At 64.1% G+C, this 13,881-nt stretch carries 13 protein-coding genes and 1 riboswitch; of the genes, 3 read left to right on the top strand and 10 right to left on the bottom strand.

Annotation, left to right across the window (positions count from 1 at the left end; translation table 11 throughout):
- Nucleotides 1–49: 49 nt before the first annotated feature.
- From P3G66_RS14105 to P3G66_RS14090, 4 genes are all read right to left on the bottom strand, one after another.
- Complete coding sequence (locus P3G66_RS14105) at nucleotides 50–445, bottom strand: hypothetical protein (protein WP_042453569.1); 396 nt, start codon at nucleotides 443–445, stop codon at nucleotides 50–52.
- Nucleotides 442–1,692 (bottom strand): ArsA-related P-loop ATPase, encoded by a 1,251-nt coding sequence (locus P3G66_RS14100; protein ID WP_276116738.1) that lies wholly within the window; start codon nucleotides 1,690–1,692, stop codon nucleotides 442–444. The genes P3G66_RS14105 and P3G66_RS14100 overlap by 4 nt, the downstream gene beginning before the upstream one ends.
- Nucleotides 1,693–2,130 (bottom strand): SRPBCC family protein, encoded by a 438-nt coding sequence (locus P3G66_RS14095; RefSeq protein WP_276116737.1) that lies wholly within the window; start codon nucleotides 2,128–2,130, stop codon nucleotides 1,693–1,695.
- Nucleotides 2,131–2,193: 63 nt separating this feature from the next.
- Nucleotides 2,194–2,580: a hypothetical protein gene (locus tag P3G66_RS14090; RefSeq protein ID WP_003941776.1), complete on the bottom strand. Its 387-nt coding sequence runs from the start codon at nucleotides 2,578–2,580 to the stop codon at nucleotides 2,194–2,196.
- Nucleotides 2,581–2,739: 159 nt separating this feature from the next.
- On the opposite strand from P3G66_RS14090, the gene P3G66_RS14085 reads away from it, so the two are divergent.
- The gene (locus tag P3G66_RS14085) at nucleotides 2,740–4,551 is read left to right on the top strand and encodes a long-chain fatty acid--CoA ligase (protein WP_276116736.1); all 1,812 of its coding nucleotides are present in this window, start codon (nucleotides 2,740–2,742) and stop codon (nucleotides 4,549–4,551) included.
- Nucleotides 4,552–4,647: 96 nt separating this feature from the next.
- Here the strand turns inward: P3G66_RS14085 and P3G66_RS14080 are convergent, their stop codons facing one another.
- The 4 genes from P3G66_RS14080 to P3G66_RS14065 form a co-directional block, all read right to left on the bottom strand.
- Entirely contained in the window at nucleotides 4,648–5,775 is a 1,128-nt protein-coding gene (locus tag P3G66_RS14080; RefSeq protein WP_003941734.1) for a glycosyltransferase family 4 protein, read from the bottom strand.
- Between the two features lie 78 nt (nucleotides 5,776–5,853).
- Nucleotides 5,854–7,212, bottom strand: a complete 1,359-nt coding sequence (locus P3G66_RS14075) for a hypothetical protein (RefSeq protein WP_276116735.1) — start codon at nucleotides 7,210–7,212, stop codon at nucleotides 5,854–5,856.
- 74 nt (nucleotides 7,213–7,286) lie between these two features.
- Nucleotides 7,287–8,339: a C40 family peptidase gene (locus P3G66_RS14070; protein WP_003941704.1), complete on the bottom strand. Its 1,053-nt coding sequence runs from the start codon at nucleotides 8,337–8,339 to the stop codon at nucleotides 7,287–7,289.
- 324 nt (nucleotides 8,340–8,663) lie between these two features.
- A complete protein-coding gene (locus P3G66_RS14065) occupies nucleotides 8,664–9,221 on the bottom strand; it encodes a C40 family peptidase (RefSeq protein ID WP_003941754.1) in 558 nt (185 codons plus the stop codon).
- Nucleotides 9,222–9,235: 14 nt separating this feature from the next.
- Nucleotides 9,236–9,414: riboswitch (cyclic di-AMP (ydaO/yuaA leader) on the bottom strand.
- A 522-nt stretch (nucleotides 9,415–9,936) separates the two neighbouring features.
- Here P3G66_RS14065 and P3G66_RS14060 point away from each other — a divergent pair.
- Complete coding sequence (locus P3G66_RS14060; RefSeq protein ID WP_176741994.1) at nucleotides 9,937–11,697, top strand: DEDD exonuclease domain-containing protein; 1,761 nt, start codon at nucleotides 9,937–9,939, stop codon at nucleotides 11,695–11,697.
- Nucleotides 11,698–11,775: 78 nt separating this feature from the next.
- A complete protein-coding gene (locus P3G66_RS14055; protein WP_003941677.1) occupies nucleotides 11,776–12,051 on the top strand; it encodes an Lrp/AsnC ligand binding domain-containing protein in 276 nt (91 codons plus the stop codon).
- 8 nt (nucleotides 12,052–12,059) lie between these two features.
- Here the strand turns inward: P3G66_RS14055 and trpD are convergent, their stop codons facing one another.
- Nucleotides 12,060–13,151, bottom strand: coding sequence for an anthranilate phosphoribosyltransferase (gene trpD, locus P3G66_RS14050; protein ID WP_042921851.1), 1,092 nt, complete (start codon nucleotides 13,149–13,151; stop codon nucleotides 12,060–12,062).
- Between the two features lie 126 nt (nucleotides 13,152–13,277).
- Nucleotides 13,278–13,766 carry a hypothetical protein gene (locus tag P3G66_RS14045; RefSeq protein WP_030537046.1) on the bottom strand — a complete coding sequence of 163 codons (489 nt, stop codon included), beginning with the start codon at nucleotides 13,764–13,766 and terminating at the stop codon, nucleotides 13,278–13,280.
- Nucleotides 13,767–13,881 lie beyond the last annotated feature (115 nt).

Genomic DNA, 13,881 nt, shown 5'->3' with positions numbered 1-13,881 from the left:
GTGTCGATTGTGCTCATCTCGGGCCGTTCGCTCTACCCGGGGTACTGAGTCAGTCCTTGACCGTCACGTTGATCGGGACAAATGCCGCCGTGCGAGTTCGCTCCGCACCTGGCGTCGTCGGACCGCCGTCCGGTCCACGATCGGGACCTGACGGCCCCCCGAGAAACTCGTCGAGAATCTCACGAAGCAACGCAAGGAATGCTGCTGCTTGACCCGCGAGGAATGCCAACAGTTCGTGGTGCTCACCGCGAACCAGTGCGGCGAGGGCGCACACCGGGCACCAGCTGCAGCCGGTGAACACCGGCTGCGTGTCCGTGGACGCCGAGTCACTCGCAACGTCTGCCGTCGCTGCTGCGGCCTTCTGCAGCACCGGTTCCAGGCGCGTCAGAACGGTTTCCGCCAGCGCGCGAAACTCCGCGACGAGGCGCTCGTGCTCTTCGCTCATACCGGCCACACCGCGGGATCCGGGCTGAACCGGATGATCAGGTAACTGCCGTCCAACTCCGCCCCGTTCACGACACAACGACGCAGCACCGACGCCAAACGAACTCTGCGTCGTACGCCGTCTGCTCCCACCAGCACATCGTCCTCCACCCGGCCCAACGACAACGACGACGGATCCACGAGCGGAAGGTACATCCGCATCACGTACACCGAATCGACTCCGGTCCCGGACTCCAACGACACCACGATGTTGTCCGCGGTACCGACGGTGCCCGAATCCGTGCCCGTTCCACCCTCGAACGTGGCCGCGATCTCGCCCAGAGCGGCCAACCCTACCGGTTCGGCGCAAGCGCGTTCGACCGTTGTGACGGACATTCCATCGGTTGATCCACGCAGTTCGTCCACGACGAGTGCCTGAGCCGCCCGGATCGACGCGAGCCACTGCGCCGCCGGTGAATCGTCGACACCCTTCCCGGCGGACGAGTTGAACTGCGGGACAAGGTTGTTGACCACAATCCCGTCAACTCGCAACCCGGCCAGAGCCAGCCCGGACAACGTCCGACGAGTCGCCGCGACCGACACGCCGTCGGCCGACGTCACCACACGCACGCCGGTGTTCTCCCGATCCGAGAGGTGAACCGCGATCCGATCCACCGACGCGAGCACGCGTTCGACGACGGACACGAGCAGGAGCAGCCGCATGTCCGTACCTGTCACAGCGACCATCCGCCTGTGCCGCGGCCACAATCGCTCGAGATACTCCGACACCATCGACGGCGAGCCGAGTATCCGCAGCGCTTCGGCTGCGGCCGGACAGTCCACGATCACGAGGTCGTAGTCGCCGCTGTCCGAGAAGTTGACGATCTCGGCGAGCCCGAGGATGTCTTGGATGCCCAGGGATCCCGTCAACTCTTCCGGTTCCAAGCCCTCGAACGACGAACCGTGTTCGTGATCTCCCGCTCCGAAAGTTCCTGCAGCGTCGATCAACCCCGACAATTCTCGGAACTTGTCCTCGAGGAGCGCTGACGTGTCGAGTTGCCGGACGTCGAGACGCTCGGTGAGAGATGTGGTCGTTCGCGGATTCGGCACGGCCAGGACGTCTGCAAGAGAACCTGCCTGATCGATCGACACGAGCAGCACTCTCGCCCCATCGGTCGCAGCCGACACAGCAGTCGCTGCGGCAAGCGTCGTCGTGCCTACTCCGCCTTTACCGACGAACAGTTGGACGCGCGATCGTTGCTCCGGCACTCAGCCCTCGACTCGCTTCTTCAGTTCCTTCAGAGCTGTGTCGGTGATGATCTTCTCGGCCTTGCGCTTGAACAGTCCGATCATCGGAATCGTCAGGTCGACCGTCAACTCGTAGGTGACCGACGTGGTGCCGTTCGGGCCGGGCTCGAGTGTGTACGAACCGAATTGGGACTTCTGAATCTCGCCCGAGATCAGCTCCCAACTCACCGCCATACCGTCCGGTGCCCACGAATACTGCAGTTCGTAGGTGTCCTTCACCATCCCCGCGTCGAGGACGAAACGTACTCGGTCCGCGCGGGCGCCCTGTCCCGGCGCCGTCACCTCGACGGACTTCGCCGCGGCCACCCACTCGGGGTACCGCTCGAAATCGGCGATGACGTCCATCACGGCGTCGGCAGGAGCGTCGATGCTGATCAACCCCTTGGTCTTCTCGGCCATACGACTGCGCTACCTTCCTTCGTCAAAAGTCCAGAACCTGCACAACGTGCAGTGCTTCGATTATCAGTCCGGTGCTACTCCGGCGGCACGTCCCGCTTCGAGTTCGCGTTTGAGCTGGAACGACATGACCTTGCCGTCGACCCGACGCTTGCGGTTCATCCCGGCGAGGTCGAGGGTCGCCAGATCGGACGGCGATACGCCGACCGGCTCACAGTGCAGGAAGTAGTGCGCGATCGTCCCGTCCATGACCGGTTCGAGCCACACCTCCATGGTGCCGACCAGCTGACCGGACACCCCCCAACGGAATCCTGCGGGACCGCGATCTTCCCGGACTTCGAGCTCGAGATCACTGAACCAGCGACGCCACTGCGCGCGCGAGGACAACAGTTCGGCGACCCGCTCGGGCGGGGCGGCGATGAAAGTCTGGTCTGCGACCTGAATGCTGCTCACCGAAGTAGCTTCACATATCGCGTCCGCGAAGCGTCGAGGGGTGTCGCAACACTACATACCGGACAGACTGTAAGCCTGGCCACAACTGCGTCGGACATGCGACTACAGTAGGAGACGAAAACCCTACTCGTCAGTATTTCGCAGTGTCGGAGGTATTTCGTGCCTGAGTTCAGCGCACCCCAGACGTTCACCATTCCCGAGGATGCCTCCGCGGTCGACTCGGTCTTCGCCTTCGCGAAGACGAAGCCGGCGGCGGTTGTCTACAAGCGCAAAGTCGGAAATGCATGGGTCGATGTCACTGCAGGCGATTTCGCCGCTCAGGTGACTGCCGTCGCCAAGGGCCTGATCGCGATCGGAGTCGAGCAGGGCGATCGCGTCGGCCTCATGTCGGCGACTCGCTTCGAATGGCCGCTCGTCGACTACGCCATCTGGGCGGCCGGCGGCGTGACGGTTCCGATCTACGAAACCTCCGCAGCCGAGCAGGTTCGCTGGATTCTCGAGGACTCCGAAGCAATCGACCTCATCGTCGAGAACGACGCACATGCCGCGACCGTGAAGGACGTCGCTGCAGCCGCCCCCGCGCTGCGCACGGTGTACCAGATCGATGCCGCGGCAGGCGGTAAAGGTGTTGTCGAGGAATTGACCGCACTGGGCGCCGACATCTCCGACGAGGACGTCCACGCCCGCGTCGCTGCACTGAAGGCATCCGATCCCGCGACCCTGATCTACACGTCGGGCACCACGGGCCGACCCAAGGGCTGCCAGCTGACGCACTCCAACCTGATTGCCGAGTCGAAGGGCATCCTCGACTCCAACCTCGGCACGCTGCTCAAGACTCCTGGCGTTCGCACTCTGATGTTCTTGCCGCTCGCGCACGTTCTCGCTCGCGCAGTCAGCATCGCGTCGTTCGATGCCGGTGCAGCGCTGGGGCACACGAGCGACATCCCGAACCTCGTTCCGACGTTCGGCGAGTTCAAGCCCGACTTCATCCTCTCGGTGCCGCGCGTGTTCGAGAAGGTCTACAACAGCGCACGCGCCAAGGCGCACGGCGACGGCAAGGGAAAGATCTTCGACGCGGCCGCAGACACCGCCGTCGCGTGGAGCGAGGCGCAGGACAAGGGCGGCGCCGGCATCGTTCTCAAGGGCAAGCACGCTCTCTTCGACAAGCTCGTGTACTCGAAGCTGCGCGCAGCGCTCGGCGGGCAGTGCCAGCTGGCCATTTCCGGTGGTGCACCTCTGGGCGCTCGACTCGGCCACTTCTTCCGCGGTATCGGTGTCACGATCTACGAGGGCTACGGACTGACCGAGACCACCGCAGCGTTCGCCGTCAACACCATCGGCGCACAGAAGGTCGGCTCTGTCGGAAAGCCGTTGGCCGGCAACTCCGTTCGTATCGCAGAAGACGGCGAAATCCTCCTCTCGGGACCGGTGGTCTTCACCGGCTACTGGCGCAACGAGAAGGCGACCGCCGAGTCGATCGAGAACGGCTGGTTCCACACCGGCGACCTCGGCACCGTCGACAAGGACGGCTACATCACCATCACCGGCCGCAAGAAGGAAATCATCGTCACGGCAGGCGGCAAGAACGTCTCCCCCGCTCAGCTCGAGGATTCCCTTCGCGCGCACCCGCTGATCAGCCAGGCCATCGTGGTCGGCGACCAGAAGCCTTTCATCGGCGCCCTCATCACCATCGACGCCGAAGCTCTCCCCGCCTGGAACGAGCGCAACAACAAGGCCGCAGGAACCACAGCGGCCGACCTGGTTTCGGACGGCGAACTGGTCGGCGAAATCCAGGACGCCATCGACGAGGCCAACAAGCTCGTCTCACACGCCGAGGCGATCAAGAAGTTCCGCATTCTTCCGGTCGACTTCTCCGAGGACACAGGCGAACTCACGCCCACGATGAAGCTCAAGCGCAACGTCGTGCACGAGAGCTTTGCCGCCGACATCGAAAAGATCTACGCCAAGTAGTCTTTCGCCGATCAGCCCTCTGCCGACACGAACGTGCCGACATGAACGGCCCGCACCGAATTCGGTGCGGGCCGTTCGCGTTCGAGTCCCGTTTGCTCAGCCGAGGAGATTACGCAGTTTCGAAGCGAGCGTGTCCCACTTCCAGTCTTCGGCAACCCATGCCCGGCCGGCTGCTCCCATCGCGGCCGCGCGATCACGATCGGACAGCACCTCGATCACGGATTCGGCGACGTCGCGAACAGAGGTGCCGTCGACCACGAGCCCGGTCTTGTTCTGCTGCACCGTTTCCGGAGCGCCACCACTGCGCCCGGCGATGACCGGCACACCGGTAGCCGAGGCCTCGAGGTAGACGATTCCCAGTCCTTCGACGTCCAATCCGGCGCCTCGGGTACGGCACGGCATGGCGAACACGTCGGCGATCGTGTGGTGCGCCGCCAACTCTGCGGCGGGCACCGTGCCCGTGAAGACGACGTGATCGTCCATCCCGGTCTTACGCGCCAATTGGCGGAGATGGTCCTCGTACGGCCCACCTCCGACGATCACCAGTACCGCCCCGTCAATGCTCTTGCGTACGGTCGGCAGCGCCTTGATGAGCATGTCCTGCCCCTTGCGTGGCACGAGCCGCGACAGGCACAGGATTGTGGGCCGCTCGCCCAGCCCGTATCGCTTACGCAGTTCCGCGCGGGCGACCGAGTCCGGGTGGAACACTGACGTGTCCACTCCGGAAGGAAGGTGCTCGAGCGCCGCTTGCGGGCCGAAGGCCGCCGAGAACCGCCCACGGGTGTATTTGCTGACGAACGTCACCGCATCGGTGTGGTCACCGATCACACGCAACGACTGCCGCGCACCGGGAATCATCGACCATCCGACCTCGTGGCCGTGAGTACTCGCGATCACTCGGCTCGCTCCGGCGCGTCGAACAACCGGTGCCAACAACGCCAACGGCGCTGCCGCACCGAACCAGACCGACTCGCAGTCGTGCTTCTTGACCAACTTCGCGGCTCGACGAGCGACAAAAGGCGACGGCAGCATCAGCGTCGTCGGGTGCCGAACGACCTCGAAAGGCTGTGCCGCATCGAACTTCTTGTGCGAGTCGCCCCGCCACCGCGGTGCGTACACCACCAACTTGTCCGGCGGCAGATGCCCGGCGAACGTGTGGAGATACGACTGGATACCTCCGGGGCGAGGAGGAAAATCGTTGGTCACCAAGAGGGTCCGGCGCATCCGTCCACCGTAGGGCACTCGGTGCTTCAAACGTGCGAAGGGCACCTCGCCGCTGCAATCGACCCAGCCGCGAACCGCTCAGCCCAGATGGCTGTTGGTCCAGTCGACCCATCCGGCTCGCAGTTCCTCGGTTCCGACGCCAACGACCGCTCGGATCCGCGAATCGAGGTCTTCGGCCGTCATCTTTCCGGAGGCGAGAGCGCGAAAGAGGTCGGTCAGCTTTGCTTCTCCGAATCGATCGGCGATATACGCGTTGATCGACCACGCCGATTCGTACGCCAGTGAACTCACGACCGGTACACCGCTGAACTGCGTGTCGTCCGGAAACTCGGCCGGAGTATCGCCGGAGCGTACCGCTGCCGCCAGAGTCGGCGCGATCTCACCCCAGGCCCGCGAGGATCCACGGTTTCCCGCGTATTCGGCAAACCCTTCCAATACCCACATCGGCGACCCGTCACGGGTTTTCGATCGGGCGGCTATGTGCATCAGTTCGTGGCGCAACACCGTTCGCCTGGTGATGTCGGTCAACCTCGAAGCCGCGGCAGGCGAGAAGACCACCCGCTGGCCGCTCACGTCGGAAGACCCGTCCGCCGTCGCATCCGCGACCGACACTGCAGCAATCGAAGCGCCGTCGTGATGGGAGCCGACCAGTGCGGTGAATTCCTCAGCGGACCCCGCCACCATGAGCACCGCGCGCTCGGACCACCACGGCCCCCACAACTGCGTCGTGTTCTCGATGGCTGAGTCCACATCGGCAGCCAAAGCGTCGACGAACGCCTGCTGACCCGGGTGGCCGATCACCAGCGCGTTACCCGCAGAATTCTCGGCGACGGCAAGCGGGCCGAAGTCCCAGGGTCCGTTCCAGGAATCGCCCGCCGTTCGGGCGCCGTCCAGTCCGACGATCGACCCGTCCGCAAGAACCGACCACTGATCGCCGCGTTTCGCGAGTGTCATGGACACTGCCTTGCGCGTGGGCAATGCGTCGACGCCGTCGAGGGCGTACCGCAACAGAACTTGCGCATTCCATACTTCGACGTCTCCGCCCGGCGCACCGGTTCGCGGCGCCGGAGTCAGGCCGCCGCTGGGAATCTCGTATCCCCAGTCGGAGAATTCGAGCGCTCCCGCTGCAGTGGCTCGTCGAACTTCCGCCTCGAGCACACCGGGTGCGGCGGAACTGTCGACGAACTTCGCCAGCCCCGACGGATCGTCAGACATCTGAGCCGCGGCCCATGCATCGAGAAAGCTCTGGACTTGAGCGCTGCGTTCCGCGTCCTGTTCGGCGGCGGCGTTTTCGTCGGAATCGGACCTGTTCGTCAGGAAGATCGTCAGGCCCAGAACGAGCACCACGGCTACACCGAGCGCCACGAGGGCCGGATACTCCCAACGGCGTGGTCGATCTGCGCCGACGTCGGGCGTCGTCATCGGTTCAGTCGGCACGGTGCCGAGTGTAGGAGAACTCGACTCGACGCTTCACGGCGGCTGGCCACACGCCGCTCGGGCGCAGCAAGCCGTCAGTAACGACGCGCAGTGGAGAACTCCATGCCTGCCATCGACTGGACCTTCACCGGTACGCCGAACGTCGACGCATGCAGAATGTTTCCGTCGCCGGCGTAGATGCCGACATGCGAGTTGTCGCTGTAGAACGTCACGACGTCGCCGGGCTGTAGTTGGTCCCTCGACACCGGTACACCGCCCTGCGCCTGCGCTTGGCTCGATCGCGGCAGAGTCTTTCCGATCTGCTTGTAGGCCCATACCACCAGACCTGAGCAGTCGAACTCGTTCGGGCCGGTCGCGCCCCAGACGTACGGGTCACCGATCCGCGTGAGGCCTGCCTGCAGAGCAGCAGCACCAGAGCCAGGGGTCAAGTTAGCCAGAATTTTGCTGAGATCGACGTCCGGCGGGAAAGGCGTACCGCTCAGTTGGTTACGTTCGTCGTCGGTGAGATTCTGGAAGGCTTTGGTCACGTCGGCGATCTGCGTCTGCAGTTCACTCTGCTTGCGCTGCAAATCGTCACTGAGCGCGCGGGCTTGATCGGCGGCGGTTCGCGCTTCTTCGGCCGATCGCTTCGATGCTTCCGAGGCGGCACGCGCATCGGCAGTGGCTTGGTTGAACTGAGAGACCTGTACTGCCGCGTCGTTGGAAATCACGTCGAGCGCAGACATCTGGTCGAGCAACTGCTGCGGCGAGTCACTCACCATCAACGCAAAGAGGCGATTGGTTCGCGCACCCTGGTAATTCGCTGTGGCAATACGGTTTACCGCCGGCGCGAACTCGGCGACGCGCGCAGAAGCCGCGTCGAGAAGACCCTGATCGGCTGCCGATCGCACGTCCGCATCATTCGCGACTGCCAGCTTCGCGTCGAGGTCGATCTGCGCGTTGTGCAGCGCTTCGTTGGTCTGCTCGGAAACCCGGGAGAGTTCACCGAGCTTGTCGAGCGCCTCGGTGGGGTTGGTGATGACGGGGTCGGCACCGGCCTGCATCGAAGGCCCTGCAACGAGTCCGAACGCCAGCACTCCCACTGTCAATGCGGCCCGTACTCGACTGTTGTTTTTCGATGAAACCACGGAATGCAACTCTCCGTCTCGGTGAAGCGACGCCGACCGGGACCGGTCGACGATCTGTTAGCTGGCTGTCAACTATCCACAGTACCTGTCTCGGCCGCGCAATGTCTCGATAAGGTTACGGAACGGCATACGTTTGTGTCTACTCGCCGGTAGGCGTGTCGGGGTGAAGTACCGGGCGAATTGTCGCGAAACGAAAATGTGGGCCCCGAATCGAAGATTCGAGGCCCACATTCGAAGATCCGGAGCTCCCCCGAGCTCCGCCGCATCACAGCGGCGGATCGTTCCGACTGCCTACCGGAGACAGCCGTCGAGCGTGTTCAGAAATCAGTAACGGCGAGCGCCGTCGTACGGCATCGAGGACACCGGAGCGAGCTTCACGGGCTGACCAGCGGTCGACGCGTGGATGACATTGCCGTTACCGGCGTAGATGCCCGAATGCGATCCGCCGTAGAAGGAGATCACGTCGCCGACCTGAAGATCGGACTGTGCGACGGCAACGCCGGCTGCAGCCTGGTCGTAGCTCGTGCGAGGCAGGTTGAGACCGGCCTGCTTGTATGCCCACTGAACGAGACCGGAGCAGTCGAATGCGTCCGGGCCGGCTGCGCCGTACACGTACGGGGAGCCCAGCTTGCTCTCTGCGGCGCGAACTGCCTGCTCACCAACACTGGAGATGGGAGCGGCCGGTGCGGCCGGTGCGATGTCGGTGATGCCCGGAATGACCGGCAACTGAGGAATAGAAACGCCCGGAACCTCGAACGTGCCGACGCCGGGGATGGTGATGGGGTCTGCCGAGGCAGGTGCAGCGGTTGCAGCGAATGCTCCGACTGCGAGCGCGCCGGCTACTGCCAACTGCGCTGAACGCTTGAAACTCTGTGACGCCACTTAAGGGGTGCTCCATTTCTTCCATTCATCCGCCGACCGAGTTAGCTGACGGGTTCGGGCTGGGAAGATCAGCCCTACCCGCGTGGTCTGCAGCGATCCTGCGTGCTGCACCCCAGGCGGGATTCACCCCAGTGGAAACTTGGGTTCCCGGTTCGGGTTCCTCGCGGAGATCCCGATTAGGCGGTTCCTGACGATGCCGGTCCTGTTTGGTCCGGCAAGACTTCGTTAGGTCTCAGGAAGGTTACGAAATGATCGCGACGATGTCGACCGCTTCGTGACAATCGCGCCCGATTCGCCGGAAATCGTGGTGCCGCGCCCGCGATACGCCCGGCGGGTCACGGGGAGATAACAACAGGTCGGTTCAGCGACCCACTCCAGGCCGTCAAACCCGCGCCCGCTACCCACTGCCAAGGCTCACCAAACCCGACAATCCGATCTTCCATGCAGTTCAACGATGATTACTTGAAACTAGAACTTGTTCCGGTCACGGACGCGGTTTCAGCCGTCGACAGACGCACCGAAGACCCCCTCGACTCGCCCTACTCACAAGTAGGCGCGCGTCCACATTCGCGAGTTCCCACCGCAAGTGTGATCCTCGTCTCTCCTACTTTTGTCGGGCGTTCATCGACCGATTTCGCAACGGAAGTCCGTGCGGGTCGGATTCCGTGTCTGCACGCTCGAATTCGTGTCGGGGGGTACTTCTACTGTCTGCGGTGTGAGTCCCGCCTCGGCCCGAGAATTTCCGTCTCCGCCCCCGTTCTCCGACGGGGAGAAGTTCGACGTCGGGCGGCAACTGAGCTTCGACGAACTGGACACACCGCTGAGCGAGACAACATTTGTCGTCGTCGACCTCGAGACCACAGGGGGCAGCGCCGACCAGGACTCCATCACCGAGATCGGCGCCGTCAAGATCCGCGGCGGCGAGGTACTGGGCGAAATGGCAACACTCGTCGACCCCGGCCGGTCGATTCCGCCGTACATAGTCGAACTGACCGGAATCACCACAGCCATGCTGATCGGTGCACCTCCCATCGAACGTGTCCTGCCTGCTTTTCTCGAGTTCGCCGAGGGCGCGGTGCTGGTGGCACACAACGCGCCGTTCGACATCGGCTTCCTCAAAGCAGCGGCGTCACGCAGCGCGCGCCCGTGGCCTGCGTTCCGTGTCCTGTGCACCGTCAAACTCGCCCGGCGCGTACTCACACGCGACGAAGCACCTTCGGTGAAGCTCTCCGCACTCGCCCATCTCTTCCAAGTGACCACCCAGCCGACGCACCGGGCTCTCGACGACGCGCGTGCGACCGTCGACGTCCTCCACGGACTGATCGACAGGGTCGGAAACCAGGGTGTCCACAGTTACAGCGAACTAGTCGACTACCTGCCCAACATTTCCTCGCATCAACGGGCCAAACGGTCCTTCGCCGCAAACCTGCCGCGAAGCCCCGGTGTCTACCTTTTCCGCGGTCCTTCCGACGAAGCCCTCTACATAGGAACTGCTACCGACCTTCGACGCCGCGTCCGCAACTACTTCACCGGTTCGGAGACCCGCGGCCGGATGAAGGAAATGGTCGCGCTGGCCACCCGCGTGGACCATGTCGAGTGCGCGCACGCTCTCGAGGCCGGGGTGCGTGAACTACGACTGCTGAGCGCGCATGCGCCGCCGTACAACCGTCGCTCCAAGTTTCCCAAGCGAGGTTGGTGGATCACCCTCACCGACGAGGCGTTTCCGAGACTGTCCGTGGTTCGCACGCCCACGGCCGATTCGATCGGCCCGTTCACCTCTCGCGGCGACGCAGTCGACGTCGCCGACACCGTCGCAGAGTTCAGTCGTCTGCGCACGTGTACCAAGCGTCTCGGACGCGGCGCCGTTCACGGCCCTGACTGCCCCGCTCGCGAACTGGGGGCGTGTCCAGCCTCCTGGACCCCGGAAATCAACGCAGAGGACTACGCGGCCGCCCCTGAGGCCGTGCGTGGATTCTTCCGAGGAACCAACGACGCTCCCCTCCAACAGATGCAGGCCCGGATCGACGAGCTGTCCGCACACGCGTTGTTCGAGAATGCTGCTCGTCTGCGTGACCGAACGGTCGCAGTCGCCACCGCAGTGCGGCGCACTCAGCGACTCGCCGCAGTCGCGGCGATCGAACAACTCGTTCTCGCCCGCCCCACCGGAGACGGCGGCTGGGAGCTGTCGGTGATCCGGTCCGGGCGTCTCGCGTCCGCCGGGCTCGCCAGACGTGGGACTCACCCGATGCCCGTCGTCGACGCCATCACCGCGGCGGCCGAAACCGTCCTACCGGACGACGCCCCGTTCCGCGGCGCGTCACCCGAAGAACTGGGACTGATCGCAAGGTGGCTCTCGTCGGACGGTGTCCGAATCGTGTCGGCGACATCCGGATACGTCGAACCTGTGAGCGGCGCCGGCAAGTGGGAAGCCTGGTGCCGACTCGCCCGAGCCGGAACCGAATCCGAACATCGATGACGTAACGGCGGGGCGGCACCCCTAAGCTCGATCGAAACCACCGGGTCATCACAACCCGCAGGCAAATCGAGGAGAGAAATGATCAACGCCATCGTCATGATTCACGCCGAGTCCGCTCGGATCCCGGAAACCGCGCAGGCCGTCGCCGACCTGTCCGGAGTGACCGAGGTCTACTCGTGCGCAGGTGACGTCGATTTGATCGCCATCGTGAAAGTGCGTGACCACGCCCAGATCGCCGACGTGGTCACCGGAGGAATCAACAAGGTGCCCGGCGTTCTCCGAACCGCCACACACATTGCGTTCCAGTCATTCTCCAGCGCAGACGTCGAGGCCGGTTTCTCGCTGGGTGAATAGCCCCTCGATCAGGCTTGGTCGGCCAGCTCGGCGGTGAGCGCCGCCCACTTGTGAAGCAGTTCAGCGCCCGCGCCGCTGTCGATCGCGGCAGCGGCTGCAGTCATCCCGGCAGAGATCGCACTCTCGAGATCGTCGCCGACACCGTTGAATGCCGCGATGGCCGCTCCCGCGTTCAGCAGGACCGCGTCCCGGACCGGCCCCTTCTGCCCGGAAAGCAGCGTTCTGGCGACGGTGGCGTTGATTTCGGCGTCGCCTCCACGCAACTCTTCGAGAGGAACGCGGTCGATTCCGAGGTCACGCGGATCCAGCGTGACAGTTCGCACACTTCCACCCCCGACGATGTGAACCGTCGACGTCGTCGATGTGGTCAGTTCGTCCAGTCCGTCGTCTCCCCGTACCACCAACGCCGAATTACCGCGCTGCGCAAGGACTCCCGCGACGACCGAGATCAGTTTCGGAAATGCGCACCCGATCAGCCCGGCACGCGGACGAGCCGGATTGGTCAGTGGACCGAGCACGTTGAATGCCGTCGGAATGCCGATTTCCTTGCGAGGCACCGCCGCAAAGCGCAGTGCGGGATGGAAGACCGGCGCGAAACAAAAGCCGATGCCGACCTCTTCGACGCACCTCGCAACCTGCTCCGGCCCGAGGTTGATGCGAACGCCGAGCGCCTCGAGCACGTCGGCGCCACCGCTCTTGGACGAAGCAGCGCGGTTGCCGTGCTTGACAACTCGCACACCGGACGCGGCAACCACGATCGAGGCCATCGTCGAGATGTTCACCGTGTTGGAGCGGTCACCACCCGTGCCGACGATGTCGACGACGTCGGAATCGACCGGCACGCGCCTGGAGTGTTCGAGCATCGCGGCGGCGAGCCCTTCCAACTCCGCGGGGGTTTCGCCCTTCATCTTCAGACCGACCCCGAAAGCAGCGATCTGAGCGGAGGTGGCGTTGTCCGACATGATCTCGCCCATCGCCCAGCGACTGTCGGCTTCCGACAAGTCACTGCCGTCCGTGAGCAAACCGAGAATCAACGGCCAGGACCGCACCACTGCACTCGAATCGACGTTCACGGCGTTGGATGCGTCGGTGCCGGCCATAGTGCCTTGGTCCCCTGTCGTTCAAGTGGGCTGGATTTCGAGCTGTCGTTTCGCGCTGCCATTTTGTGCTGCCGATGACCCTCTCAGCCTAGTCAGTGAGGTAACGAGGAAACCGAATAGGGCCGCTCAGGACTTTCTGCGACCGCGTTTGGGCGGCGCCTCCGCAAGTATCGGGGGCTGGAGCGCGTCCCACCCGGCGACCGAACCACCGAGTCGCTGCGCCAGACCGGCCATTCGTGACCGCTCCTGGGAGCAATGCAGGGCGTCAAGCACCTGGACACGCTCGAAGACGACGCGAACCGAATTCTCGACCACCGGAGTCACGTCCTCGGGCCGACCCACGCCTCGCACATATCCGTCCTGGGCGACGATGCTCTCGGCATCGGCTACCGAGCCCTCCGGGAGGTCGAGATGATGCCGCAGAACCACTTCGGACTCCGCCCTGAACTCCGGCTCGGTGGAGGCGGCACGTTCGAGAGCCGTCGAGCTCGCCTCGGCGTCGTCGAAGCCTTCGGCAACGACGACCAGATCCGACCGCCCTGCATCGAGCGGTGTCGGAATCTTCGTGCCGAAAATTCTCAGGAACCACGGTCTACTCTTGTGTGTAGCTGCCATCGCGCCAGCATATTCCGACCACGCCACCAGCGCGTTCGCCGCCCAATCCCGCGAACTCGAGCCGAGCGACGCGCCGATGGTGGACCCGAGTGGTCGTCTCTTACGACGAAGCGTC

The organism is Rhodococcus sp. C3V, from assembly GCF_029269915.1.
Classification (GTDB): Bacteria; Actinomycetota; Actinomycetes; order Mycobacteriales; family Mycobacteriaceae; genus Rhodococcus_F; species Rhodococcus_F qingshengii.
Note: the sequence above shows the minus strand (reverse complement) of the source record. Positions and strands in the feature narration are given on the sequence as shown.

Coding starts and splice junctions, on each gene's coding strand:
- P3G66_RS14095 (WP_276116737.1), bottom strand. CDS start 2,130: ATGGCCGAGAAGACCAAGGGGTTGATCAGCATCGACGCTCCTGCCGAC.
- P3G66_RS14045 (WP_030537046.1), bottom strand. CDS start 13,766: ATGGCAGCTACACACAAGAGTAGACCGTGGTTCCTGAGAATTTTCGGC.
- P3G66_RS14080 (WP_003941734.1), bottom strand. CDS start 5,775: ATGCGCCGGACCCTCTTGGTGACCAACGATTTTCCTCCTCGCCCCGGA.
- P3G66_RS14105 (WP_042453569.1), bottom strand. CDS start 445: ATGAGCGAAGAGCACGAGCGCCTCGTCGCGGAGTTTCGCGCGCTGGCG.
- trpD (WP_042921851.1), bottom strand. CDS start 13,151: ATGGCCGGCACCGACGCATCCAACGCCGTGAACGTCGATTCGAGTGCA.
- P3G66_RS14055 (WP_003941677.1), top strand. CDS start 11,776: ATGATCAACGCCATCGTCATGATTCACGCCGAGTCCGCTCGGATCCCG.